At 64.2% G+C, this 22519-nt stretch carries 16 protein-coding genes; 12 read left to right on the forward strand and 4 right to left on the reverse strand.

Translation table 11 applies throughout. The features are described 5' to 3' along the window. Positions 1-45: 45 nt before the first annotated feature. Entirely contained in the window at positions 46-528 is a 483-nt protein-coding gene (locus tag HB634_RS15765) for a c-type cytochrome (protein ID WP_063570942.1), read from the reverse strand. 382 nt (positions 529-910) lie between these two features. Between HB634_RS15765 and HB634_RS15770 the strand changes: the two genes are divergently transcribed. The 4 genes from HB634_RS15770 to HB634_RS15785 all read left to right on the forward strand — a co-directional run bounded on the left by HB634_RS15770 (position 911) and on the right by HB634_RS15785 (position 11225). After that, on the forward strand, positions 911-2167 hold the full coding sequence (locus tag HB634_RS15770; protein WP_213949236.1) for an efflux RND transporter periplasmic adaptor subunit: 1257 nt from the start codon (positions 911-913) through the stop codon (positions 2165-2167). A 74-nt stretch (positions 2168-2241) separates the two neighbouring features. Further along, positions 2242-5481 carry an efflux RND transporter permease subunit gene (locus HB634_RS15775; RefSeq protein WP_213949237.1) on the forward strand — a complete coding sequence of 1080 codons (3240 nt, stop codon included), beginning with the start codon at positions 2242-2244 and terminating at the stop codon, positions 5479-5481. A 136-nt stretch (positions 5482-5617) separates the two neighbouring features. Continuing rightward, positions 5618-8740, forward strand: coding sequence for an efflux RND transporter permease subunit (locus HB634_RS15780; RefSeq protein ID WP_213949238.1), 3123 nt, complete (start codon positions 5618-5620; stop codon positions 8738-8740). Between the two features lie 247 nt (positions 8741-8987). Next, positions 8988-11225 (forward strand): NADP-dependent isocitrate dehydrogenase, encoded by a 2238-nt coding sequence (locus tag HB634_RS15785; RefSeq protein ID WP_213949239.1) that lies wholly within the window; start codon positions 8988-8990, stop codon positions 11223-11225. 64 nt (positions 11226-11289) lie between these two features. On the opposite strand, the gene HB634_RS15790 is transcribed toward HB634_RS15785, so the two are convergent. The 3 genes from HB634_RS15790 to HB634_RS15800 form a co-directional block, all read right to left on the reverse strand. Next, complete coding sequence (locus HB634_RS15790) at positions 11290-12519, reverse strand: SGNH/GDSL hydrolase family protein (protein WP_213949240.1); 1230 nt, start codon at positions 12517-12519, stop codon at positions 11290-11292. A 183-nt stretch (positions 12520-12702) separates the two neighbouring features. Beyond that, on the reverse strand, positions 12703-13650 hold the full coding sequence (locus HB634_RS15795) for an aldo/keto reductase (RefSeq protein ID WP_063573936.1): 948 nt from the start codon (positions 13648-13650) through the stop codon (positions 12703-12705). Positions 13651-13714: 64 nt separating this feature from the next. Then, entirely contained in the window at positions 13715-13909 is a 195-nt protein-coding gene (locus tag HB634_RS15800; RefSeq protein WP_063573935.1) for a hypothetical protein, read from the reverse strand. 119 nt (positions 13910-14028) lie between these two features. Here HB634_RS15800 and HB634_RS15805 point away from each other — a divergent pair, with 119 nt between their 5' ends. The 8 genes from HB634_RS15805 (at position 14029) to HB634_RS15840 (ending at position 22472) form a co-directional block, all read left to right on the forward strand. After that, on the forward strand, positions 14029-14928 hold the full coding sequence (locus tag HB634_RS15805; protein WP_213949241.1) for a LysR substrate-binding domain-containing protein: 900 nt from the start codon (positions 14029-14031) through the stop codon (positions 14926-14928). A 365-nt stretch (positions 14929-15293) separates the two neighbouring features. Then, a complete protein-coding gene (locus HB634_RS15810) occupies positions 15294-15473 on the forward strand; it encodes a hypothetical protein (RefSeq protein ID WP_063571155.1) in 180 nt (59 codons plus the stop codon). 155 nt (positions 15474-15628) lie between these two features. Next, positions 15629-18256 (forward strand): magnesium-translocating P-type ATPase, encoded by a 2628-nt coding sequence (mgtA, locus tag HB634_RS15815; protein ID WP_063571153.1) that lies wholly within the window; start codon positions 15629-15631, stop codon positions 18254-18256. Between the two features lie 87 nt (positions 18257-18343). Then, positions 18344-18850, forward strand: a complete 507-nt coding sequence (locus HB634_RS15820; protein ID WP_213949242.1) for a hypothetical protein — start codon at positions 18344-18346, stop codon at positions 18848-18850. A gap of 99 nt (positions 18851-18949) precedes the next feature. Then, the gene (locus HB634_RS15825; protein ID WP_213949243.1) at positions 18950-19423 is read left to right on the forward strand and encodes a nuclear transport factor 2 family protein; all 474 of its coding nucleotides are present in this window, start codon (positions 18950-18952) and stop codon (positions 19421-19423) included. Between the two features lie 38 nt (positions 19424-19461). Beyond that, the gene (locus HB634_RS15830) at positions 19462-20520 is read left to right on the forward strand and encodes a histidine kinase (RefSeq protein ID WP_213949244.1); all 1059 of its coding nucleotides are present in this window, start codon (positions 19462-19464) and stop codon (positions 20518-20520) included. Beyond that, positions 20517-21230, forward strand: coding sequence for a LytTR family DNA-binding domain-containing protein (locus HB634_RS15835; protein WP_213949245.1), 714 nt, complete (start codon positions 20517-20519; stop codon positions 21228-21230). Before HB634_RS15830 ends, HB634_RS15835 begins: the two co-directional genes overlap by 4 nt. 105 nt (positions 21231-21335) lie before the next feature. After that, the gene (locus HB634_RS15840) at positions 21336-22472 is read left to right on the forward strand and encodes an acyltransferase (protein WP_213949247.1); all 1137 of its coding nucleotides are present in this window, start codon (positions 21336-21338) and stop codon (positions 22470-22472) included. Positions 22473-22519 lie beyond the last annotated feature (47 nt).

The raw sequence follows: 22519 nt of genomic DNA on the forward strand, positions 1-22519 counted from the left end.
AAACGCCGCCCGGAGGCGGCGTTTCGGCAGACAGGCAGCGCTGCCTTACTTCGCCTGGTCGACCATCCACTTCACCGTATTGCCGACCTGCTCGTCGGTCAGGGACGGATTGCCGCCCTTGGCCGGCATCTGGTTGCCGTCCGGGCCCTTGTAGCCCTCGATGGCGTGCTTGGTCAGCGTGGCGATGCCCTCGGCGATACGGGCGCCCCAGGCGGACTTGTCGCCGAGCTTCGGCGCGCCGGCCACGCCAGCGGTGTGGCAGCTGTGGCAGAGGTTGTCGTAGATGGTCTTGCCGTCGGTGCTGCCACCGTAGGCGACCTGCGACGCAGCGAGCTTGGTGGCGGCTTCCTGGGCCGCCAGCATGGCGGCACGGCCCGTGTCACCGGCATAGACCGCGCCGACGGGGGCGATCCGGGCCTCGGTCCGCTTGGCAACGGCGGGGTCCTGGTCTTTCGGGATGTTGCTGTAAATGAAGTATGCCAACACCATCAACAGGACGGTCAGGACACTGAGGCCGGCGCTCAGCATTGAGAACTGACGCAGGAAGTTCTGGTCGGACTTGCTCGGAGAACCGCTCACGCATTGACTCCACTGAATTTGGGTGTGCCGTCCCCCTCCCCGGGATCCGGCGTGCCTGCGGCCGCGATGCGGCGTCGAACCGGGCGAGTATAACGGAACCCTTGCTTGAGTCAGCGGTCTTGAGATCGGCGCTGGAACGGTTCATGGGAAAGGGGCTAAACATGCCGTCAGTCATGGGGGACCCCTGTCAACCGGCATTGTTCAATTCCGTTCCCCAACACCTAACATTGGCGCCGTCGATCCTTAACCTCCGGGGGGTATAACCCCCTTGGCGCACGGCGCGCCCGGTCGGAGCGGTGCCTTCGAGCGGTTATTCATCTGGGAGTTTTACATGTCGCGTTTCTGGAAAATCGCGCTGGCCGTCATTGTTGTCGTGCTGGTCGCGGGCTTCTTCATCGTCAGGAGCCACCATGCCAAGGGGGCCGATGCCGCCGCAGGCGCGCAGGCCAACGGTGAGGGGCAGGGCAAGGATCAACCGCCGGTACCGGTCACGGTCGTTCCGGTGGCCAGCCAGGATGTGCCGGTCTACCTCACGGCCCTCGGCACCGTCCAGGCGCGCAACACGGTTACCGTGCGCCCGCAGGTGGGTGGCCAGCTGATGAAGCTGAACTTCCAGGAAGGCCAGGAAGTGAAGAAGGGCGACGTCATCGCGGAAATCGATCCCCGCACGATCCAGTCCCAGTACGACCAGTCCGTGGCCAAGCTCAAGCAGGACCAGGCCCTCGCGGCCACGGCAAAGAACAACCTCGACCGCTCGACGAACCTCGTCAGCAAGGGCGGCCAGCAGTACGTGTCCAAGCAGGACCTGGACAACCTGAAGAACAGCCTCGACCAGGCCGTGGCGACCGCCAATGCCGACCAGGCCGCCATCCGCGCGGCGCAGGTGCAGCTGGGCTTCACCAAGGTCATCGCGCCGATCGACGGCCTCGCCGGCATCCGCTCGGTGGACGCCGGCAACATCGTGGCCACCACGGACGCGATCGTGACGCTCACCGAGCTGCACCCGATCTACGTCATGTTCTACCTGCCGGAGAAGAACCTGGACCTCGTCCGCGGTTCGACCACCGACGGCTCGCTGTCCGCGCTGGAAGTCTCCGCGCTCGATCGTGTCGACGCGCACGCCATCGCCATGGGCCACCTGGACGTGCTCGACAACACCATCGACACCAGCACCGGCACCTTCCGCCTGCGCTCGCTGTTCGACAACGAGAAGACCCAGCTGTGGCCGGGCCAGTTCGTCAACGTGCAGCTGAAGGTGCGCACGGTGAAGAACGGTCTCGTGGTGCCGGCACAGGCGGTGCAGCGTGGTCCGGACGGCGACTACGTGTATCTCGTGCAGGGCGACAACACGGTCAAGATGCAGACGGTGGAAACGGCCACCGAAGTCGGCGATAGCCACGTCATGCTGAGCAAGGGCGTGAAGGTGGGGGACAAGGTCGTCACCGAAGGCCAGTTCCGCCTGAAGCCGGGTTCGAAGATCCAGCCGCTGGCACCGGGTCAGGTGCCCGAGGCCCCCACCGCCGAAGAACTGCAGAAGTCGAAGACGGCCGGCAAGCAGGGTCGCTCGGGCGCCAAGCGCGGCGGTTGATCAAGCAGCGCGCGGCGCGTCCATGACGGACGCGTCGCCCACGGACCGCAAGGTCCAGACACCAGGACACAAACGTGGGCTTTTCGACACTCTTCATTCGCCGACCGATCGCGACTTCGCTGCTCATGGTGGCGGTGCTGTTGCTCGGCATCCTCGGCTACCGCCAGCTGCCGGTGTCGGCACTGCCGGAGATCAGTGCGCCGAGCATGGTCGTGACCACGCAGTACCCGGGTGCCAGCGCCACCACGATGGCCGCCCTGGTAACGACGCCGCTCGAGCGTAACTTCGGCCAGATTTCCGGCCTGACCTCGATGAGCTCGGATTCCTCGGCGGGCCTGTCGACGATCGTGCTGCAGTTCGCCATGGATCGCGATATCGACATCGCGGCGCAGGACGTGCAGGCGGCGATCAACCAGGCGCGTGGCACGCTGCCCAACAACCTGCCTTACCCGCCGGTTTACAACCGCGTGAATCCGGCCGATGCGCCGATCATGACGCTGATGCTCACCTCGGACAGCCTGCCGCTGCGCGACGTGAACAACTTCGCCGACTCGATCATTGCGCAGAAGCTGGCGCAGGTGCAGGGCGTGGGCCTGGTCTCGATCGCCGGCAATGTGCGTCCGGCCGTGCGTATCCAGATCAATCCCGCGCAGCTGGCCAACCTTGGCCTGACCATGGAAGACGTGCGCAGTTCGCTCACGCAGGCCAACGTCAACGCGCCCAAAGGCACGCTCAACGGCAAGACCCAGTCCTACAGCATCGGCACCAACGACCAGCTCGCCGATGCCGCCGAATACAAGGGCACCATTATTGCCTACAAGAATGGCGCCCCCGTGCGTCTTTCCGATGTAGCCAACGTGATCGACGGTGTCGAGAACGACCAGCTCGCCGCCTGGGCTAACGGCAAGCCTGCCGTGCTGCTCGACATCCGCCGTCAGCCCGGCGCGAACATCGTGCAGACCGTGCAGCAGATCCGGCAGACCATTCCGGACCTGCAGAAGGTGCTCCCGGCCGACGTGCACCTGAAGGTGTTCTCGGACCGCACCATCACCATCCGCGCCTCGGTCGAAGATGTCCAATACACCCTGATCCTGACGATTTTCCTGGTCGTGGCGGTGATCTTCGTCTTCCTGCGCCGCCTGTGGGCCACGGTGATCCCGTCGGTCGCCGTGCCGCTGTCGCTGGTGGGTACCTTCGGCGTGATGGCGTTCGCCGGCATGTCGCTGGACAATCTCTCGTTGATGGCGCTCGCGGTGGCCACGGGCTTCGTCGTCGACGATGCGATCGTGATGATCGAGAACATCGTCCGCTACATCGAGCAGGGTCACGACGCCAAGACCGCCGCGGAAATCGGCGCGAAGGAAATCGGCTTCACCGTGCTGTCGTTGACCGTCTCGCTGATCGCGGTGTTCCTGCCGCTGCTGCTGATGCCTGGCGTGACCGGTCGCCTGTTCCATGAGTTCGCCTGGGTGCTGACGATCGCCGTCGCCATTTCCATGCTGGTGTCGTTGACCCTCACGCCAATGATGTGCGCCTACCTGCTCAAGGCCGACGAACTGCCGGACGCGGAAGACGCGCACGAGCACGCTTCCGCCTCGGGCAAGCACACCACCTGGTCGCGCATCGTGGACGGCTACGGCAGCAGCCTGGATTGGGTGCTCGATCATCGTCCGCTGACCATGATCGTCGCCGCGCTCACCGTGGCGTTGACGGTCGTTCTGTACATCATCATCCCGAAGGGCCTCCTGCCTGAGCAGGACACGGGCCTGATCACGGCCGTGGTGCAGGCCGACCAGAACGTCGCCTTCCCGCAGATGGAGCAGCGCACCAAGGCTGTCGCCGACGCACTGGGACGGGATCCGGCCGTCGCCGGTGTCGCCGCCTTCATCGGTGCGGGCTCGATCAATCCCACGCTCAACCAGGGTCAGCTGTCGCTCGTGCTGAAGGACCGCGGCGACCGCGCGTCACTGGACGAACTGCTGCCGCGCCTGCAGAAGACCGTGGAGAACATCGCCGGCGTGGCCCTGTACCTGAAGCCCGTGCAGGACGTCACGCTCGACACCCAGGTATCGGCGACCGAGTACCAGTACTCGCTGTCGGACGTTAACTCGACCGAGCTTGCCGGCTACGCTCAGCAGATGACCTCCGCGCTGCGCAAGCGCAAGGAGTTGTCGGATGTCGACAACAACCTGGCCGACCAGGGCACGGCGCTGAAACTCACCATCGATCGTGACAGTGCCAGCCGCCTCGGCGTGCCGGTTCAGACCATCGACGACACCTTGTACGACGCGTTCGGCCAGCGCCAGATCTCGACCATCTTCACCCAGTTGAACCAGTACCGCGTGGTGATGGAAGTCTCGCCGGAATTCCGCACGAGCTCCGATCTGCTGAACAAGCTGACGGTGCGTGGCAATGGTAACGGCGCCCTCACGGGCTCCAACGCCACCAGCTTCGGCCAGCTGGCATCGAGCAACTCGGCCACGCCGGCCGGCATCGGTAATACCGGTAATGTCGGCTTCCAGGTCGGCGGTGGCGGCACGATTCCCATCACCGCGCTGGCCAGTTCCGTCGTCACGAGCGCGCCCCTGGTCGTCACGCATCTGCAGCAGCTGCCGGCAGTGACGATTTCGTTCAACCTCGCGCAGGGCAAGTCACTCTCCCAGGCGGTCGCGGCCATCCACGAGGTGGAGCAGCAGCTCAACTTCCCGCCGCAGGTGCGTGGGCAGTTCATCGGCAAAGCCGCGGAGTTCTCCTCGTCGGTTGGTGACGAAGTGCTCCTGCTGCTGGCCTCGATCATCGTCATCTACATCGTGCTGGGCGTGCTCTACGAGAGCTACATCCACCCGCTGACGATCATCTCCACGCTGCCCCCCGCAGGCGTCGGCGCCTTGCTCGCCCTGCTGATGTGCGGCATGACCCTGTCCGTCGATGGCATCGTCGGCATCGTGCTGCTCATCGGTATCGTGAAGAAGAACGCGATCATGATGATCGACTTCGCGATCGAGGCGAAACGTACCGGCCTGAACGCGCAGGAGGCCATCCGCCGCGCCTGCCTGCTGCGTTTCCGTCCGATCATGATGACCACTGCCGCCGCACTGCTCGGTGCGTTGCCGCTCGCGCTCGGTACCGGCATCGGCTCGGAGCTGCGCAAGCCGCTCGGCGTGTCCATCGTCGGTGGTCTGCTGCTCTCGCAGCTGGTCACCCTGTACACCACGCCAGTGATCTATCTCTATATGGAGCGATTCTCCGACTGGCTCGCGGAGCGCAAGGCGCGACGAGAGTTGTTGCTAGCCGATGCCCGGCCCGCTTCCTGATGGGAAGCGTCACCGGGGGAGATCGCACCACCCTCATTCGCCGGACGGTTCGCCGCCCGGCGAAACCTTTTTCCGGGATACGCGTTAAGACAGGGACGATCCGCGCGATCCAGTACGAGACAAGCCGTCCCACTGCATGAATATTTCCGGCCCGTTCATTCGCCGACCCATCGGCACGTCACTGCTCGCCATTGGCCTCTTCGTCGTCGGCATGATCTGTTACTCGCTGCTCGGCGTCGCAGCGCTGCCGAACATCCAGTTCCCGGCGATCTTCGTCCAGGCGCAGCAGTCAGGCGCCGATGCGAGCACGATGGCCTCCACCGTGGCCGCTCCCCTGGAACGCCATCTGGGCCAGGTGCCGGGCGTGGAGTCCATGCGTTCGAACAGTTCCGAGGGCAGCACCTTCGTGCTGTTGTTCTTCCAGAACGGGACCAACATCGACGCCGCCGCGCGTGACGTTCAGTCGGCAATCAACGCAGCGCAGCCGGACCTTCCGGCGGGGCTGCTCAATGCGCCTTCATACCAGAAGGCCAACCCCAACGACGATCCGGTGATCGTGCTGGCGTTGACGTCGGACACGGTCGCGCCGACCGAGCTCTACAACGTCGCCGACTCCATCCTCGCGCAGCGCCTTCGTCAGCAGGAAGGCATCGCCTCGGTCGACATCGCCGGCAGCGCCACGCCGGCCATTCGTGTCGATGTGAATCTGCGCGCGCTCAATGCGATGGGCCTTTCTCCCGATCAGCTTCGCAACGCGCTCACCGCCGCCAACGTCACCTCGCCGCAGGGCTTCCTCACCGACGGGTACAGCAACATCGCCGTGACCGCGACGGACTCCCTGCATACGGCGGAAGAGTTCGGTAAGCTGGTCATCGCCGTCAAGAACAGCGTGCCCATCCGCCTGTCCGATATCGCCAACGTCTACGACGGTCAGCAGGACGCCTACCAGGCGGCGTGGTTCAACGGTAAGCCCGGCATCCTGATGTACGTGTACCGCAAGTCGGACGCGAACGTCATCGAGACGGTCGACCGGATCAAGGCGCAGATTCCGACCATGCAGGCCTGGCTGCCTGCGGGCGTCAAGCTGCACTCGTTTTTCGATGGCACGCCAACCATTCGCGCGTCGTTGCATGAAGTGCAGGCGACCCTGCTGATCAGCCTCGGCATGGTGATCATGACGATGGCGTTGTTCCTGCGCCGTCTCGCGCCAACGCTCATCGCTGGCCTCGCCGTGCCGCTGTCGCTGGCTGGCGCGTTCGTGGTCATGTATTGCTTTGGTTACACGTTGAACAACCTGACCCTGCTGGCGCTGGTGATCGCCATCGGATTCGTCGTCGACGATGCCATCGTGGTGATCGAGAACGTCATCCGGCACATGGATGAGGGGATCTCCCGGTTCGACGCAGCCCTGCTCGGCGCACGCGAGATCGGTTTCACCATCGTATCGATCACCGCGTCACTGATCGCCGTCTTCATTCCCTTGTTGTTCGCCGGCGGCATCACCGGCATGTTCTTCAAGGAGTTCACCGTCACCCTGGTTGCCGCGATCGTCGTGTCGGCCCTGGTCTCGCTGACGCTCACGCCTTCGCTTTGCGGCCACTTCCTCACCGCACATAAGAACGACAAGCCGGAGTCGAAACTGGGCCGTGCGCTGGAGCGAGGCCAGGAGCGACTCATCGGTGTCTACCGTCGTGCGCTCGACTGGTCGCTGCGGCATGCGCTGCTGATGGCGCTCACGCCTCTCGTGCTGGTGGGAATCACCTTCGTGCTCGCAGGCATGGTCAAGGGTGGCTTCTTCCCGCCGCAGGACACGGGCCTGATGGCAGCGCGCGCGACGGCCAGCTCCACCGTCTCGTTCGGTGAAATGAAGGTGCGCCAGGCGCGCCTCACCGAGATGCTCCTCGCCGATCCGGACGTCAAGTCGGTGGGCTCACGTCTGGGCACCAGTCGTACCGGTTCGACCGGCTCGTTCAACATCGAGTTGAGGACCGTGGCGGATGGGCGTGAGGACACCACGTTCGATGCACTCGACCGTATCTCCGCCAAGGCCAATAAATACCCGGATCTCAACCTCCGCCTGCGTCCGATCCAGGACCTCCCCACCGGCGGCGGTGGCGGCACTTCGCAGGGTGGCCAGTATTCGGTCTCGCTCAAGGGCAACGACGTCGAAGAGCTGCAGGAGTGGCTGCCCAAGCTGGTCGATGCACTGAAGAAAAACAAGATGCTCAAGGACGTCGGCAGCGATATCGATGCGGCCGGCCTGCGCCAGAACATCGTGATCGATCGCGATACGGCGGGCCGTCTCGGCGTTTCGATCGGCGATATCGATGGCGCGCTGTACAACGCGTTCGGCCAGCGCGCGGTGTCGACGATCTACTCGGACATCAACCAGTACCGCGTGATCGTCAACGCCTTGCCGCAGATGGCGGCGACGCCGGAATCGCTGAACCAGATTTACGTCAAGGCCGCTTCCGGCGCCATGGTGCCGATGAACGCGGTCACCAAGCAGGTGCCGGGCCTTGCACCGACCCAGATCGTGCACGAGGACCAGTACACCAGCATGGGTGTGAGCTTCAATCTCGCCCCTGGCGTGAGCATGGGCGAGGCGATGGAGATCATCCAGAAGACCATCAGCGGCATGCGCATGCCGGGCGACATCCGCCTCGATGCCGGCAGCGACTTCCGGCGCTTCCAGCAGTCGCAGAGCGACATGCCGCTGCTGATCCTGGCCGCCATCATCGTGGTCTACCTGCTCATGGGCATGCTGTACGAGAGCCTGATTCATCCGGTGACCATTCTTTCCACGCTGCCCGCCGCCGGCGTGGGTGCCTTGGCCGCGCTGGTGATTACCGATACGGAGCTCTCCGTGGTGGCGATGATCGCGCTGGTCTTGCTCATCGGTATCGTGAAGAAAAACGCGATCATGATGATCGACTTCGCGCTGGTGGCCGAGCGTGAGCATCACCTGAGCTCGAAGGAAGCGATTCGCGAGGCCTGCCTCGTACGTTTCCGCCCGATCATGATGACCACCATGGTGGCGATCCTCGCGGCGCTGCCGCTTGCGATCGGCCTGGGCGAGGGCTCCGAACTACGCCGCCCGCTGGGTATCGCGATGATCGGTGGCCTGATCATCTCGCAGAGCCTGACCCTTCTTTCGACGCCGGCCCTGTACGTGATCTTCGCCTGCCTGTCGGAGCGCTGGAAAGCGCGCAAGGCCCGCCGCCGCGAGGCACGCCTGCTGCGACTGAGCGCCCGGTAGGAGCCGATTCATCGGCAACCAGTACATGTGGGAGCCGCTTCAGCGGCGAAAAGCCAACGGAGCGGGGAAGCTGCAAGGCAAATCGCCGACAAATCGGCTCCCACATAACTGCCATGCTGCGGGGCGGCTTTCCCGTTTCGAGCGGCCGCGCCACAATGGACCGGTTTCCCGCTCGCCGGTGCGCCCTTGAGGCTTGCGCCGGTGGGCCCCATGACCTGGCCCACTCAAGCATAAGGCTCGCCGAATCATGTCCAGCTCGCCCAAAATCATCTACACGCTTACCGACGAGGCACCGTTCCTCGCCACCGCTTCGTTCCTGCCGATCATCGAGGCCTTCGCCGGCACCGCCGGCGTGGCCGTCGAAACCCGCGATATCTCTCTCGCCGGCCGCATCCTCTCGCAATTTCCCGATTACCTCACGGATACGCAGAAGATCGGCGATCATCTGGCCGAGCTCGGCGCCCTGGCAACCACGCCGGACGCGAACATCATCAAGCTGCCGAACATCAGCGCCTCCGTGCCGCAGATGAAGGCCGCTATCCGTGAGTTGCAGTCGCAGGGCTACAAGCTTCCGGACTACGTGGATGCACCCGCAACCGACGAACAGAAAGACACCAACGCGCGCTATGGCAAGGCCATGGGCAGCGCCGTGAATCCCGTGCTTCGCGAAGGTAATTCCGATCGCCGCGCGCCGCTCTCGGTGAAGAACTTCGCTCGCAAGCATCCGCATCGCATGGGTAAGTGGTCGGGCGAATCGAAATCGCACGTCTCCCACATGGACGGTGGCGATTTCTACGGCAGCGAAAAGTCGGCCACGCTCGATAAGGCCGGCAACCTGCGCATCGAATTCACCGCCGTCGACGGCAGTGTGAAAGTGCTCAAGGACAAGGTCGCCGTGAAGGCCGGTGAGATCGTCGACGCCGCCGTGATGAGCAAGAAGGCGCTCGCCAGCTTCATCGATGCGCAGATCGCGGACGCGAAGGCCAAAGGCGTGCTGTTCTCGCTGCACCTGAAGGCCACCATGATGAAGGTCTCCGACCCGATCATGTTCGGTATCGCCGTGCGCGAGTTCTACAAGGATGTGCTGGGCAAGCATGCCGACGCCCTCAAGCAGATCGGCTTCGATGCCAACAACGGCATCGGCGATCTCTATGCCCGTCTCGACAAGCTCGATGCCACCACGCGCGCGGCCATCGAAGCCGACCTCAAGGCCGAATACGCCCACCGTCCGTCGCTGGCCATGGTCAACTCCGATAAGGGCATCACCAACCTGCACGTGCCCAGCGACGTCATCGTCGACGCCTCCATGCCGGCGATGATTCGCGACTCGGGTGGCATGTGGAACGGCGAAGGCAAGCTTCAGGACGCGAAGGCGGTCATCCCGGATCGCTCCTACGCCGGTGTTTACCAGGCGGTGATCGAGGACTGCATCGCGCATGGCGCCTTCGATCCGGCGACCATGGGCAGCGTGCCCAATGTCGGCCTCATGGCGCAGAAGGCCGAAGAATACGGTTCGCACGACAAGACATTCCAGATCCTGGCGGACGGCAAGGTACGCGTCCTCGCCGACGACGGCAGCATCGTTTTCGAACACGCCGTGGAAACAGGTGACATCTGGCGCATGTGCCAGACCAAGGACGCGCCGATCCAGGACTGGGTGAAGCTCGCGGTACAACGTGCCCGTCTGTCGGCGACGCCGGCGGTGTTCTGGCTGGACAAGCACCGCGCGCACGATGCGCAGGTGATTGCCAAGGTCGAGCGCTATCTCAAGGATCACGACACCAGCGGCCTCGACATCCGCGTTCTCGATCCGGTCGCTGCGACCAAGCTGTCGTTGGATCGCATCCGCAAGGGCGAGGACACCATCTCGGTCACCGGCAACGTGCTGCGCGATTACCTGACCGACCTGTTCCCGATCATGGAGCTGGGTACCTCGGCCAAGATGCTGTCCATCGTGCCGCTGATGGCGGGCGGCGGTCTGTTCGAAACCGGTGCGGGCGGTTCGGCGCCGAAGCACGTGCAGCAGTTCGTCGAAGAGGATTACCTCCGTTGGGATTCGCTCGGCGAGTTCCTCGCGCTGGCGGCGTCGCTCGAGCACCTGGGCGAGCGCTATGACAACAAGCATGCCCGCGTGCTGGCGAAGACGCTCGACATCGCCAACGGTCGCTTCCTGGACAGCAACAAGTCCCCGGCGCGCAAGGTCGGCGAGATCGACAACCGCGGCAGCCATTTCTACCTCGCCATGTACTGGGCCGAAGCGCTCGCCGCGCAGAACGACGATGCCGACCTGAAGGCGAAGTTCACCGTCGTAGCGAAGACGCTGGCCGACAACGAGGCAAAAATCATCGGCGAGCTCAACGGTGCCCAAGGCAAGCTGGTCGAGATCGGGGGTTACTACCACCCCGACATGGCGCTGGTCAGCGCCGCCATGCGGCCCAGCCCCACCTTCAACGCGGCACTCGATGTATTGAACGCATCGCGTTGATCGGGTCGGGCGGCCCGTCCTTTGACGGGCCGCCCACGGTCGAATCAACGTATCCGGGGTCGTATCAGCGCAAGCCCCACGTCGCGGGCGTCGCCTCGATGGCCCATTGGGCCATCAGCTCGTGCACCCGTGTTGTGGGATGCAGCGTGTCCCAGAAAACGTACCTGGAAGGATCGACGCAATCCGCGCGGCGTTTCTGCGCCTTGATGTACGAGGTTGAGCTCGGCGAGTCGATCGCCAGGCAGGAGTCCTTCGTATTGGTGATGCCGAAGCGTCCGGGCGTCGTCAACACGTCGTCGAAGTAGGCGCGAACGTTGACGATGCGGACGTCGGCAGGCGTCGTGGCGTTCACCCGTTCGACCAGCTGGACGAGGTGATGGTTGTAGTACTCCACCTTGCCCAGGACGCCGTTCGCATCCGTCCGGCCCAGGCGGAATACCGGGGCGACGGAGACGTTGGGCAGATTGACGACAAGGATCTTCCGCGCGCCCTTTTCGACAAGGCGACGCAGTGCGATTTCCTGGTCCTCGATGATCTTCGGCGCCGTTTTCGTGTCGTTGACGAAGTCGTTGCCGCTGATAAGGAAGGTGAACAGCGTGCGCGACGGGTCGTAGCCCTTTGCCTTGGTCGCATAGTTGAAAAAGCCGTCGATCTGCGTGCCGATCCCGTGGATGATGCCGAACTTGGCGTCCTTGGTCTGCGCGCCGCCGATGGCCCAGTTGTTCAGGGTGAGGCCGGTACGCGCCGCCATGTGCTCGATCCACGTCGGGCCGTTGCTGAAACGTCCGAGGTACCACGACGCACCGGGTAACTTCCACTGCGATTCGTTGAACATGTTGCCGGTGTCGCTGAGGCTGTCGCCGAACGAGACGATGCGTTCGACCGGTTTTCCCTTCGCAAGGTCGCCGTTGTACCAGATCTCGTAGTTGTAACTCTGCGCATTGTCCGCGGCACCGATCATGGCCAGGCCATTGGCGTCGGGTATCGTCGAAATCTTCTTCATGCAGGCAGTGCGCAGTGTCGCCGGCGCGGCGTCCGTGAAGAACATGCTGCGCGACTTGAGCATCGATGCGTTGTGCCATTGCCCGCGGAGAATGTGGTCGGCTGCAACGAAGCGCGTGGCGACGCCGGTCGGGTCCGACTTCAGGCGATAGTGGCAGCGTAGGCCGGTATTGATCTCGCTGAAGGGGCCGCCCTGAACGGCGGGCGCCTGCGGCGCGGCATGCGAGACAAGAGCGAAGCCGGCGAGAGCACAACCGGCGGCGTAAGCGAAGGCGCGTCCAATCGGGGACATGAGGAACTCCTGTGGGGATGGGGTGCCGGAAGACTCTCTTCCGACGCCGACATCGTGCCCCTGCGCCATGTGCTTGAATGTCGGCCATCGCTGGGGGATGGGCCGGGGTTCTCCTTCACATATCTAGGCTTTGAGGTGAGGCGCTATCGGTCGGAGACCGATAGCGCCTCTGCGGGAAGCAGCTCAAGCCGCGCTGGCGTCCCGGAGTTTCTTCAGTTCGTCGTCACCCAGCACGAGTGCCGCCGACTTTGCCAGTTCATCGAGTTGCTCCACGGTGGTCGCGCTGGCGATCGCCGCGCTGATCGCAGGCTGTGCCATCACCCAGGCCAGCGCCACCTGTGCCGGCTTCGCGGCGTGTGCCTCGGCCACCTCGTCGAGCGCAGCGAGCACGCGATGGCCGCGCTCGGTGAGGTACTTCTTCACCGAACCGCCGCGGGCCTTGCTCTTTTCCAGGTCCGCCTCGCTCCGATACTTGCCACTGAGGAAGCCGCTGGCCAGCGAGTAATAGCTGATGACGCCAACGTCTTCCTTGACGCACAACGGCTGCAGGCCTTCTTCGAAGCCGGCGCGATCCATCAGGTTATATTCCGGCTGCAGCGACTCGTAGCGCGACAGCCCCTTCGATCCGCTGGTAGAGAGTGCATCGGCAAGGCGGTTAGTACTGTAATTGGAGGCGCCGATCACGCGCACCTTGCCGGCCTTGACGAGGTCGTCGAAGGCACGCAGGGTTTCTTCCAGCGGCACTTTCGCGTCATCCTCGTGCGACTGGTACAGGTCGATGTGATCGGTTTTCAGGCGGCGCAGCGAATCTTCCACGGCTTCCTTGATATTGGTCGGCGCGAGGCCCGGATAGCGTGCCCACTTGCCCACCTTGGTGGCGATGACGACGCGGTCGCGCTTGCCACTCTTCTTCAGCCAGTTGCCGATGATGGTCTCGGACTCGCCGCCTTCGTTACCCGGCACCCAGGCTTCGTAGACATCCGCCGTGTCGATCAGGTTGAAGCCGTGGTCGACGAAGGCGTCGAGAAGCTCGAACGAGCGTGGCTCGTCCGCGCTCCAGCCGAACACGTTGCCGCCAAAGGCGAGCGGGGCGACCTGCAGGGATGAACGACCGAGGGGGCGAAGCTTCATGCGTCTCTCCGGGGAGGGCGGAAACCCCCATTTTGAGGCACACGAAGTTCAGACGATGTATCCGTCAGCAGGTGGCGCAGGCCGGACAGGCGGGAACCTCGTTCGATGCCTTACGCTCTGCCTTGCGGGGCGTCGGCACGGCTTCCGGTGCGCCCGCGCCGCGGTCGCCGGCGAGTTCCTCGCGGCCAAGGCGGAAGATGAGTTCGCGGTCGACGATGTGCCCGTGCATGAAGGCGAGGCCGGTAAAGATCGAAGCCATGACGTACTCCTTGCGGATGGAGTCGCAACCCCTTGCGACTATCGGTGTAGTTAAGGGTGCCCGTTCCGTAGCCCGCCAAAAAGCGATATGTTTGCAACCTGGACTTGAGGATTTTTCACATGTCTCGCTTGCCGCTCGGTCAGCTTCAGGGGTTCGTCCTGGTCGCCCGGACCGGCAAGCTGTCGCTCGCCGCCGAGCAGCTCAATCTCACGGTGAGTGCCCTCAGCCACCAGATTCGCAATCTCGAGGAGCGGCTCGACCGCTCGCTGTTCGATCGCGGTCCCCGGGGTGTCACGCTCACCGCCGATGGCAACAACCTGCTCGACTCGATCGGCCACCACTTCGACGGCATCGAGCACGCCCTCAATCGCTATGCGAGCCGTCACCAGGACACCGTGACCCTGAGCGTGCTGCCCTCGGTCGCATCGAGCTGGCTCGTGCCGCGTCTGCCGCGACTGGTCGGTGCCCACCCGGAGCTCGAGCTCAGCCTGGCCTCGTCCGTTTCCGTCGTCGATTTCGACCGCGAGCCGACGATCGACGTTGCCTTCCGCTATGGCCTGGGCTCCTGGCCGCGGACCAAGGCCGACAAGTTGTTCGCCGAATACATCGTGCCCATCGCCAGCCCGTCACTGGTGCGCAAGATGGGTGGCCTGCCGACTACCTCGCTGGAAGGCTGGCCCTTGCTCGGTGATCCCTCGGGACGCTGGAACGATTGGGCCGAAGCCTTCGGTATGCCCTTGCCCTCACGTTACGTCGCGCGCTTCGACAACACCGAACACCTGCAGCGCGCCGTGCTGGAGGGCATGGGCGTGGCCCTGGGGCGGCTTGTCATGGCGCGTTCGCTGATCGAATGCGGGGCGCTCACCGTGCTGTGCAAGGAGCGACTGCGTGTGGCCGAGGCGTATTACCTCGTCTATCCGAAACGGTCGGAGTCGCATACGGGGGTGGCCCGTTTCCGAGACTGGTTGCTGGGCGAGGCCCGGGAATATGAGGCAGGAATCACGGCCGGAGTGGCCTGATTCTTCTGTAGGAGCCGATTCATCGGCGATGGGGTTTGCGGCAACCTTGTTATCGCCGATGAATCGGCTCCTACAAAGAGTGGGTGAAGACCGCTCTTAGCGCTTGACCGATCCTCGCTGCGGCGCGACAATTCCCGGGCTACCGCTCAGCACTTCTCGCGCGGTGGCACCCTTCTTAGTTTACCCAGGCTTATGGACGTCTACCCTAGTCGACGCGCCGGCTTCCGCTCGCATCGGAGCCCGGCGCTGGCAAAACTCATCGCCCGCGGCGACCGCACCCGGTCTGTCGGCGCTTTCCTCCGCTAGGGAAAGTCCGGCTCTCCTCGTCGGAAGCTCGCGAGCTTCCGTTATTCGAGGATTGAGCCATGTACATCCAACTCGAAAAGACCGGTCCGCGCATGTTCGGCCGCCGTCTCGCTTTCGCTCTCGCCCGCCGTCGTGCCACCGAGGCCTCCCCGGCCAAGCGCACGATCACCGTTCCGCGCTCGCTTGACGCCACTGAAAGCAATCTGAAACAGGCTGGCGGCAAACTGCCGCAGGCATGAACAGCGACATAGACTCTACGGCGCGGCTTTCGCCGTCCGCCGTCACGATTACCCGGAAACCGAACGTCGGCTGCGCGCCGGCGCGTACGCCTTCAGCTGCCAGCTGAGAGCCGCTCGCGCCCGCCCGGAGACGTCGTCCGGAAAGGCAGTGAGCCATGAAGAAGCACATCTCGCAGGCGGCCGTCGCCGCCAAAGCCTTCACCAACGCCAGTGCCGACGCCTACCGTCCGGCCGATGAGCTGCTGCGTTCGCTGGACGCTCGACTGGACGGCCTGGACGAGGCGGCCATCGCCGAGCGGCTGGACCGCGACGGCATCAACGAAGTAGGCCACGAGAAGCCGCCGCACTGGTCGATCCAGCTGCTGCACGCCTTCCGCAACCCGTTCATCATCGTGCTGCTGGTGCTCGCCGTGGTCCAGCTGGTCACGGATTCCGATGACCTCACGGGCCCGGTGATCATCGCCGTGATGGTCGGTATCAGCGTCCTCCTCTCCTTCACCCAGGAGTTTCGCTCGTCGCGGGCCGCCGAGAAGCTCAAGGCCATGGTGCGCAACACCTCCACGGTGACCCGCCGCGCCGAGGACGGCCACGCCGAGCGTATCGAGGTGCCGGTCGAAGAACTGGTGGTAGGCGATATCGTCCATCTGGGCGCCGGCGACATGGTGCCGGCCGACCTGCGCCTGCTCGCGGCCAAAGACCTGTTCATCAGCCAGGCGATCCTTACCGGTGAATCCCTGCCGGTAGAGAAGGCCGCGCCGAACGCCACGACCGGCGCGGGTTCCGCCGACGGCCCGCTGGACCTGCCGACCGTCTGCTACATGGGCACCAACGTCGTCTCCGGCACGGCGACGGCGGTCGTGCTGGCCACCGGCGCGCGTACCTACCTCGGCTCCCTCGCGCACACCCTCTCGGGCGAGCGCGTGCAGACCAGCTTCGACCGGGGTATTTCCTCGGTCAGCTGGCTGCTGATCCGCTTCATGGCGGTGATGGTGCCGGTGGTTTTCCTGATCAACGGCTTCGATAAGCACGACTGGGTCGAGGCCTTCATGTTCGGCCTCTCGGTCGCCGTGGGCCTGACGCCGGAGATGCTTCCTCTGATCGTCACCGCGAATCTCGGCAAGGGCGCCATCGCCATGTCGAAGCGCAAGGTGGTGGTCAAGCGCCTCAACGCCATTCAGAACTTCGGCGCGATGGACGTGCTTTGCACGGACAAGACCGGCACGCTCACGCTGGACAAGATCGTGCTCGAGCGCCATGTGGATCTCAACGGCGACGACTCCGACGACGCCCTGGAATACGGGTACCTCAACAGCCGTTTCCAGACCGGTCTGCGCAACCTGATGGACAAGGCGGTGCTCACGCACCGCGACCTCGAGCCGATCGCCTCGCGCTTCCATGTGGTCGACGAGATTCCGTTCGACTTCCAGCGCCGGCGCATGTCGGTGGTGGTCTCGGACGGGCGCGGCGAACAGCTGCTCGTCTGCAAGGGTGCGGTCGAGGAGATGCTGCAGATCTGCAGCGAGGCACGCATCGGCGATGTCGTTGAGCCCATGACGTCGGAGAAGCGCGCCGAGATTCGCGCCATGACGAACGAGCTCAACGAAGACGGCCTGCGTGTGCTCATCGTGGCGATTCGTCGCGATCCCGCCGGCGAGCGGGCCTATGGCGTGGCCGACGAAACCGGCCTGACCGCGGTCGGCTGCCTGGCCTTCCTCGATCCGCCGAAGGACTCGGCTGCCACGGCCATCCGGGCACTCAATCACCACGGCGTCGCGGTGAAGGTCATCACCGGCGACAACGAAGCCGTGACACGGAAGATCTGCACCGAAGTCGGCCTCGATGTCACGGCGTCCGCCCTGGGTCGCGATATCGAGCAGCTCGACGACGACGCGCTCGATGCGATGGTCGAGAAGACCACGGTCTTCGCCAAGATGTCACCGGTGCAGAAGGCGCGCGTGGTCAAGGCGCTGCAGCGTCGCGGTCACACCGTCGGCTTCCTTGGTGACGGCATCAACGATGCACCGGCGCTACGCGAAGCGGATGTCGGCATTTCGGTCGATACCGCGACGGATATCGCCAAGGAGTCGGCGGACATCATCCTGCTCGAGAAGAACCTGATGGTGCTGGAGGAGGGTGTGATCGAAGGTCGCGTCACCTTCGGCAACATCATGAAGTACATCAAGATGACTGCCAGCTCGAACTTCGGCAACGTGTTCAGCGTGCTTGTCGCGAGCGCCTTCCTGCCGTTCCTGCCGATGCTGCCGTTGCAGATCCTCGTGCAGAACCTGCTGTACGACCTGTCCCAGCTGTCGATCCCGTTCGACCGCATGGACGAGGAATACCTGCGCCATCCGCGCAAGTGGGACGCCGGCGATATCGGTCGTTTCATGGTCTGGATCGGACCGGTCAGCTCGGTGTTCGACATCACCACGTTCTGGCTGATGTGGCATTACTTCGGTGCCAACGATGTTGCCCACCAGTCGCTGTTCCAGTCGGGCTGGTTCATCGAAGGCCTGCTCTCGCAGACCCTCGTGGTGCACATGATCCGCACGCGGCGGGTGCCGTTCCTGCAAAGCGTGGCCTCTGCCCCCGTGTTGGCGCTGACCGGCGCGATCATGGTCATCGGCATGCTGATTCCCTACTCGGGGCTCGGTGCGCGCATCGGCATGGTGCCGCTGCCGGGCATCTACTTCGCGTGGCTGGCGGTGACGTTGGTGAGCTACTGCGTACTCACCCAGCTGATGAAGACGATCTACATCCGCCGCTACGGACGTTGGTTGTAAGACTACGAAAAGGCATGGGCGTCGATGGACAGACGCCCATGCGCGAACGCGGTGTCATGTGTGCTCCCCAACCAAGGAGACACCACGATGCTTCGTAACACCCTTGCTGCCGCTCTGCTGTTCATTCCGGCCATCGCCATGGCACAGACCGAGACGGCACCGAAACCGGCACCGGCGCCCGCCGCCGAGCGCTATGTGGACGCGATGAACTGGCCGGCGTCGGAAGCCGGCATGGAACGCTTCGAGAAGCTCACCGAACACCTCTCCGGCGCGTTCAGCGCCATCTGCGGCGACACCTTCTGCGAAGGCGACTACGGCAATCTGCGGCCGATGGAGCTGCGCTGCTCGGTCGATTCCACCAAGGGCACGATGAAGCAGTGCCTGTGGACCTTCGCCGGCAGCTATACGCAGATCAACGGCAAATCCGGGGCCGTGCAGGTCAACGCCAAGCTGTTCAAGTGCAAGCTGGCCCTTGCCAAGGACACGCCGGTGGAATCGTTCTACGAGGCGCTGATGTCGTCGAAGGAACCGCTGGAGGTGAAACTCCCGATGACCCGCAAGACTGTCTTTGACGGCCTCAACGCCTGCCTGTAACCGGCTCATCGCAGTAACGGAACGCCCTGCCGCGAGTTCCCTTGCGGCAGGGCGTTTTTATTGGTCCTCTCGGGATACCCACCCACTGAGGTCTCCCGCATGCGCAACGCGCTCCCCGTCGCCGTGCTCCTGCTTTTCATCGCCGCGCCTTGCCTTGCCGACGAGTCGCCCAAGGCGCAGGTCCAGCAGGTGGTCGACAGCTTCCAGGTATCACTCAAGGCCAAGGACGCCAAAGCCCTCGGCGACCTCTTCCTGCCGGAGAGCAAGGCGTGGATCACCACCCTGGGCGAACCATCCTTCACCAACGTCAAGGCCAAGCACCCCGAGGTAACCCGCTACAAGGCGGGTAGCTGGCAGGAGTTCGCCGATTTCGTCGGCAAGGCCAAGGGAAGCGTCGAGGAACGTTTCCACAACGTACGCATCGAAACCGATGGTTCGGTGGCATCGGTCTATTTCGATTTCGAGTTCCTGATGGACGGCAAAGTCGGTAACCATGGCGCGGAGACCTGGCAGCTGGTCCGCACCGACAACGGCTGGAAGATCGCCGCCATGCTCTACTCCTCGAACTTCTGACCGATACAATCGGCGGTGGCAGTAGGGAAAGGGTCGTCATGCAGGAAGATCGGAACGTCACGGTATCGCCGGGCATGGCCTGGATCGCAGGCCTGCCGATTTTCGGCTGCATGGTGATCATGGGTTTTCCCTCGTCGGTCACCGACCCGAAGGCGCTGGCGTTCCGCCTGTTCTACACCTTGTCGTATCTTGCCTGGATCGTGCCGCTGGGCTGGATACAGCGTGTGCTGTGGCGGCGTGGCGCCAGCTGGTGGACGATGGCGGCGGTGCTGCTCCCGGTGAGCTATGCCATGTCCGTGCTCAACGCGGTGATCGCGCTGGAGAACCTGGCCAGCGCGGAGATGCGCGCGAAGGTCACCTGGGTGTGGATCTTTGGCGGTCTCGACGGTTGCTGGCTGGCCCTCATCGCGTTCTGCGGTTTGCAGGCGATGGTGTTGCATCGTGCCGCGTTGCGCGCCGAGGGCGAGCGCCTCGTACTCGCCGCGCAGGCGACACGCGACGCCGAACTGCGTGCGCTGAAGTACCAGCTGCAGCCGCATTTCCTGTTCAACACGCTCAACGCCATCTCCGCGCTGGTCAACGACGATCGCAAGCGCGACGCCAGCCGCATGATCGCCCGTCTCGGCGATTTCCTTCGCACCACGCTCGAAGAAACGCATGGGCACGAAGTAACCGTCGGTGACGAGGTGGTGTTCACCTCCGCCTATCTGGACATCGAGAAGGCGAGGCTGGGCGACCGCCTGCGCATCGACATTCATACCGGACCCGGCGCACTCGATGCGCTGGTGCCGCACCTTCTGCTCCAGCCGCTGGTCGAGAACGCGATCCGCCATGGCATCGCGCCGCGCGGGGAGGGAGGCACGGTGTCGATCCGCGTGCAGCGTGAAGCCGACATCCTGCGCGTTCAGGTGGAGAACGACAGGCTCGACGGGGTCGCGAGCGACGGGCACGGCGTTGGCCTAGCCAACGTACGCGCCCGTCTCAATGCCTTGCATCCGAATGCACACGGGTTCGAAGCGGGTCCTGTCGGCGCGCAATGGCGCGTGACGGTTGAATTGCCCTGGCGGTTGTCGTCGCAGCCGAAGGTGGCGGAATGATTCGCGTGGCCGTGGTCGACGATGAACCTCTGGCGCGCAGCGGCGTGCTCGCGCGTCTGCGCGCCGAGCCGGACGTCACCGTCGTGGCCGAATGCCGCGATGGTCACGCGCTGGCAGCGTTGCGTAAGGATGCGGTCGATGTAGCCTTCGTTGACGTTCAGATGCCCGGTTTGAGCGGGCTCGACGCACTGGCCGCGATCCCCGCCACTGAGCGCCCCTTAGCCATTCTGCTTACCGCTCACGACAGCTTCGCCTTGCGCGCCTTTGAACTGAACGCGATCGACTACCTGCTGAAACCGATCGATGACGAACGCTTCGCTGAATCGATCGATCGCGCGCGCCGGCAACTCGGGCGTGCGACGACGAGCCACTGGCCGGAACGCTTCGGCATCCGCATCGGCGCACGGTTAAGCTTCGTCGAGGCGGTGGACATCATCTGGATCGAAGCCGATGGGGACTACGCCGCGTTGCACGTGAACGGGCAGCGCCACCTCCTGCGCGAAACCCTGACCACCCTGTCGCGCAAGCTCGATCCGTCGCGCTTCCTGCGCGTGCATCGATCGGCCATCGTCCGCGTGGACCAGGTGGCGGAGTTCCAGCCCCGGCCCAATCGTGATGCTGTACTTCGGCTGCGCGACGGTACGACCCTGCGTGCGAGCCGCACCTATATCGACGCCTTGCTCGCCGCGCTTCATCAGGAGCGCTCGTAGCCTCGTCAGTCGCCATGGCACCGCGCCTTCGAATTGCCACTTTCCCGCCCCACGCCGCGCTCCGCTATCGCGCACATTCACCATGAACCATGCAAAGGAACGCCCATGTCCCGCCTTGCAGGACTCGACACCCTTCGTGCCGCCGCCATCGCGTGGGTCATCCTTTTCCACAGCTACCTGATCGGCGGCCTGGGTGAAGGCTACGGGTTGTTCCAATGGTCCGGCTGGATGGGCGTGGACCTGTTCTTCGTGCTCAGCGGTTACCTGATCGGAACGCAGGTGTTCAAGGCCTTGCAACGGACCGGGACGCTCGATTTCCCGGCCTTCTACAAGCGCCGTTTCGTCCGCATCCTCCCCGCGTTCTTCGTCGTGCTCGCACTGTACGAACTCTGGCCGGCGTGGCCCGAAACGAAGGGCATGCAGCCGCTATGGCAGTTCCTCACCTTCACCTTCAACCTTCAGTACACCAACGACGACAACTACGCGTTCTCGCATGTGTGGTCGCTCTGCGTCGAAGAGCATTTCTACCTGGTGTTTCCGTTCCTCGCCTACGCGCTGACGCGCAAGCCAGCCGCGTGGAAATTCGCCGTGGTCGCCGCCATCGTGGTCGTCGGCGGCATGCTGCTGCGTGCGTGGCTCTGGACACATTTCGTCGGGCCTGCCGGAAACAGCGTGGGTGGCGCGGCGGACGATCGCGGCCTGCGATACCTGCGCTATCTCTACTACCCGACCTGGGCGCGCCTTGATGGCCTGGTCGCCGGCGTCGCGCTGGCTGCCTGCGGTGTCTATCGCCCTACATGGTTCGCCTGGGCCCACGCGCGCGTGAACCTGCTGCTGGCGCTGGGCGTCGCGCTGCTCGCCGCTGCCATCGTGTTTTTTGACGCGGCACGTGCCGACTTCTGGCCTTGCGTCGCCGGCTATCCGTTGGTCGCTCTGGCGATGATGGCCTTCGTCGCCGCCGGCACCGGGGCCACGTGGTTCGCACGCTTGAAGATTCCCGGCGCGGGCTGGCTGGCATCGGCGTCGTACAGTTTGTATCTCAGCCATAAGGGCGTCTTCATGCTCGTCCAGGCGGCCCTCGTTGGCCGGCTGGCGGACGACGGCCTGCTGCGCTTCGCGATCTATGTCGTGGCGACGCTGGCAGGTGGTGCGGTCCTGCACTACGCGGTGGAACGGCCTTTCCTGCGTTGGCGGGACGCACAAACGAAGACGGCGCCCGAAGGCGCCGTCTTGTCGAACTGATGGGAAGCCTGAGCGTGGTGATGCTGAGGCAACCGGGCAATCGCCGA

Origin of the sequence: Luteibacter sp. dw_328 (genome assembly GCF_018449605.1) — a bacterium.
GTDB lineage: Bacteria > Pseudomonadota > Gammaproteobacteria > Xanthomonadales > Rhodanobacteraceae > Luteibacter.

Coding starts and splice junctions, on each gene's coding strand:
- HB634_RS15825 (WP_213949243.1), top strand. CDS start 18,950: ATGCGCAACGCGCTCCCCGTCGCCGTGCTCCTGCTTTTCATCGCCGCG.
- HB634_RS15790 (WP_213949240.1), bottom strand. CDS start 12,519: ATGTCCCCGATTGGACGCGCCTTCGCTTACGCCGCCGGTTGTGCTCTC.
- HB634_RS15830 (WP_213949244.1), top strand. CDS start 19,462: ATGCAGGAAGATCGGAACGTCACGGTATCGCCGGGCATGGCCTGGATC.
- HB634_RS15805 (WP_213949241.1), top strand. CDS start 14,029: ATGTCTCGCTTGCCGCTCGGTCAGCTTCAGGGGTTCGTCCTGGTCGCC.
- HB634_RS15785 (WP_213949239.1), top strand. CDS start 8,988: ATGTCCAGCTCGCCCAAAATCATCTACACGCTTACCGACGAGGCACCG.
- HB634_RS15795 (WP_063573936.1), bottom strand. CDS start 13,650: ATGAAGCTTCGCCCCCTCGGTCGTTCATCCCTGCAGGTCGCCCCGCTC.
- HB634_RS15835 (WP_213949245.1), top strand. CDS start 20,517: ATGATTCGCGTGGCCGTGGTCGACGATGAACCTCTGGCGCGCAGCGGC.
- HB634_RS15800 (WP_063573935.1), bottom strand. CDS start 13,909: ATGGCTTCGATCTTTACCGGCCTCGCCTTCATGCACGGGCACATCGTC.
- HB634_RS15765 (WP_063570942.1), bottom strand. CDS start 528: ATGCTGAGCGCCGGCCTCAGTGTCCTGACCGTCCTGTTGATGGTGTTG.
- HB634_RS15810 (WP_063571155.1), top strand. CDS start 15,294: ATGTACATCCAACTCGAAAAGACCGGTCCGCGCATGTTCGGCCGCCGT.
- HB634_RS15840 (WP_213949247.1), top strand. CDS start 21,336: ATGTCCCGCCTTGCAGGACTCGACACCCTTCGTGCCGCCGCCATCGCG.
- HB634_RS15780 (WP_213949238.1), top strand. CDS start 5,618: ATGAATATTTCCGGCCCGTTCATTCGCCGACCCATCGGCACGTCACTG.
- HB634_RS15770 (WP_213949236.1), top strand. CDS start 911: ATGTCGCGTTTCTGGAAAATCGCGCTGGCCGTCATTGTTGTCGTGCTG.
- HB634_RS15820 (WP_213949242.1), top strand. CDS start 18,344: ATGCTTCGTAACACCCTTGCTGCCGCTCTGCTGTTCATTCCGGCCATC.
- mgtA (WP_063571153.1), top strand. CDS start 15,629: ATGAAGAAGCACATCTCGCAGGCGGCCGTCGCCGCCAAAGCCTTCACC.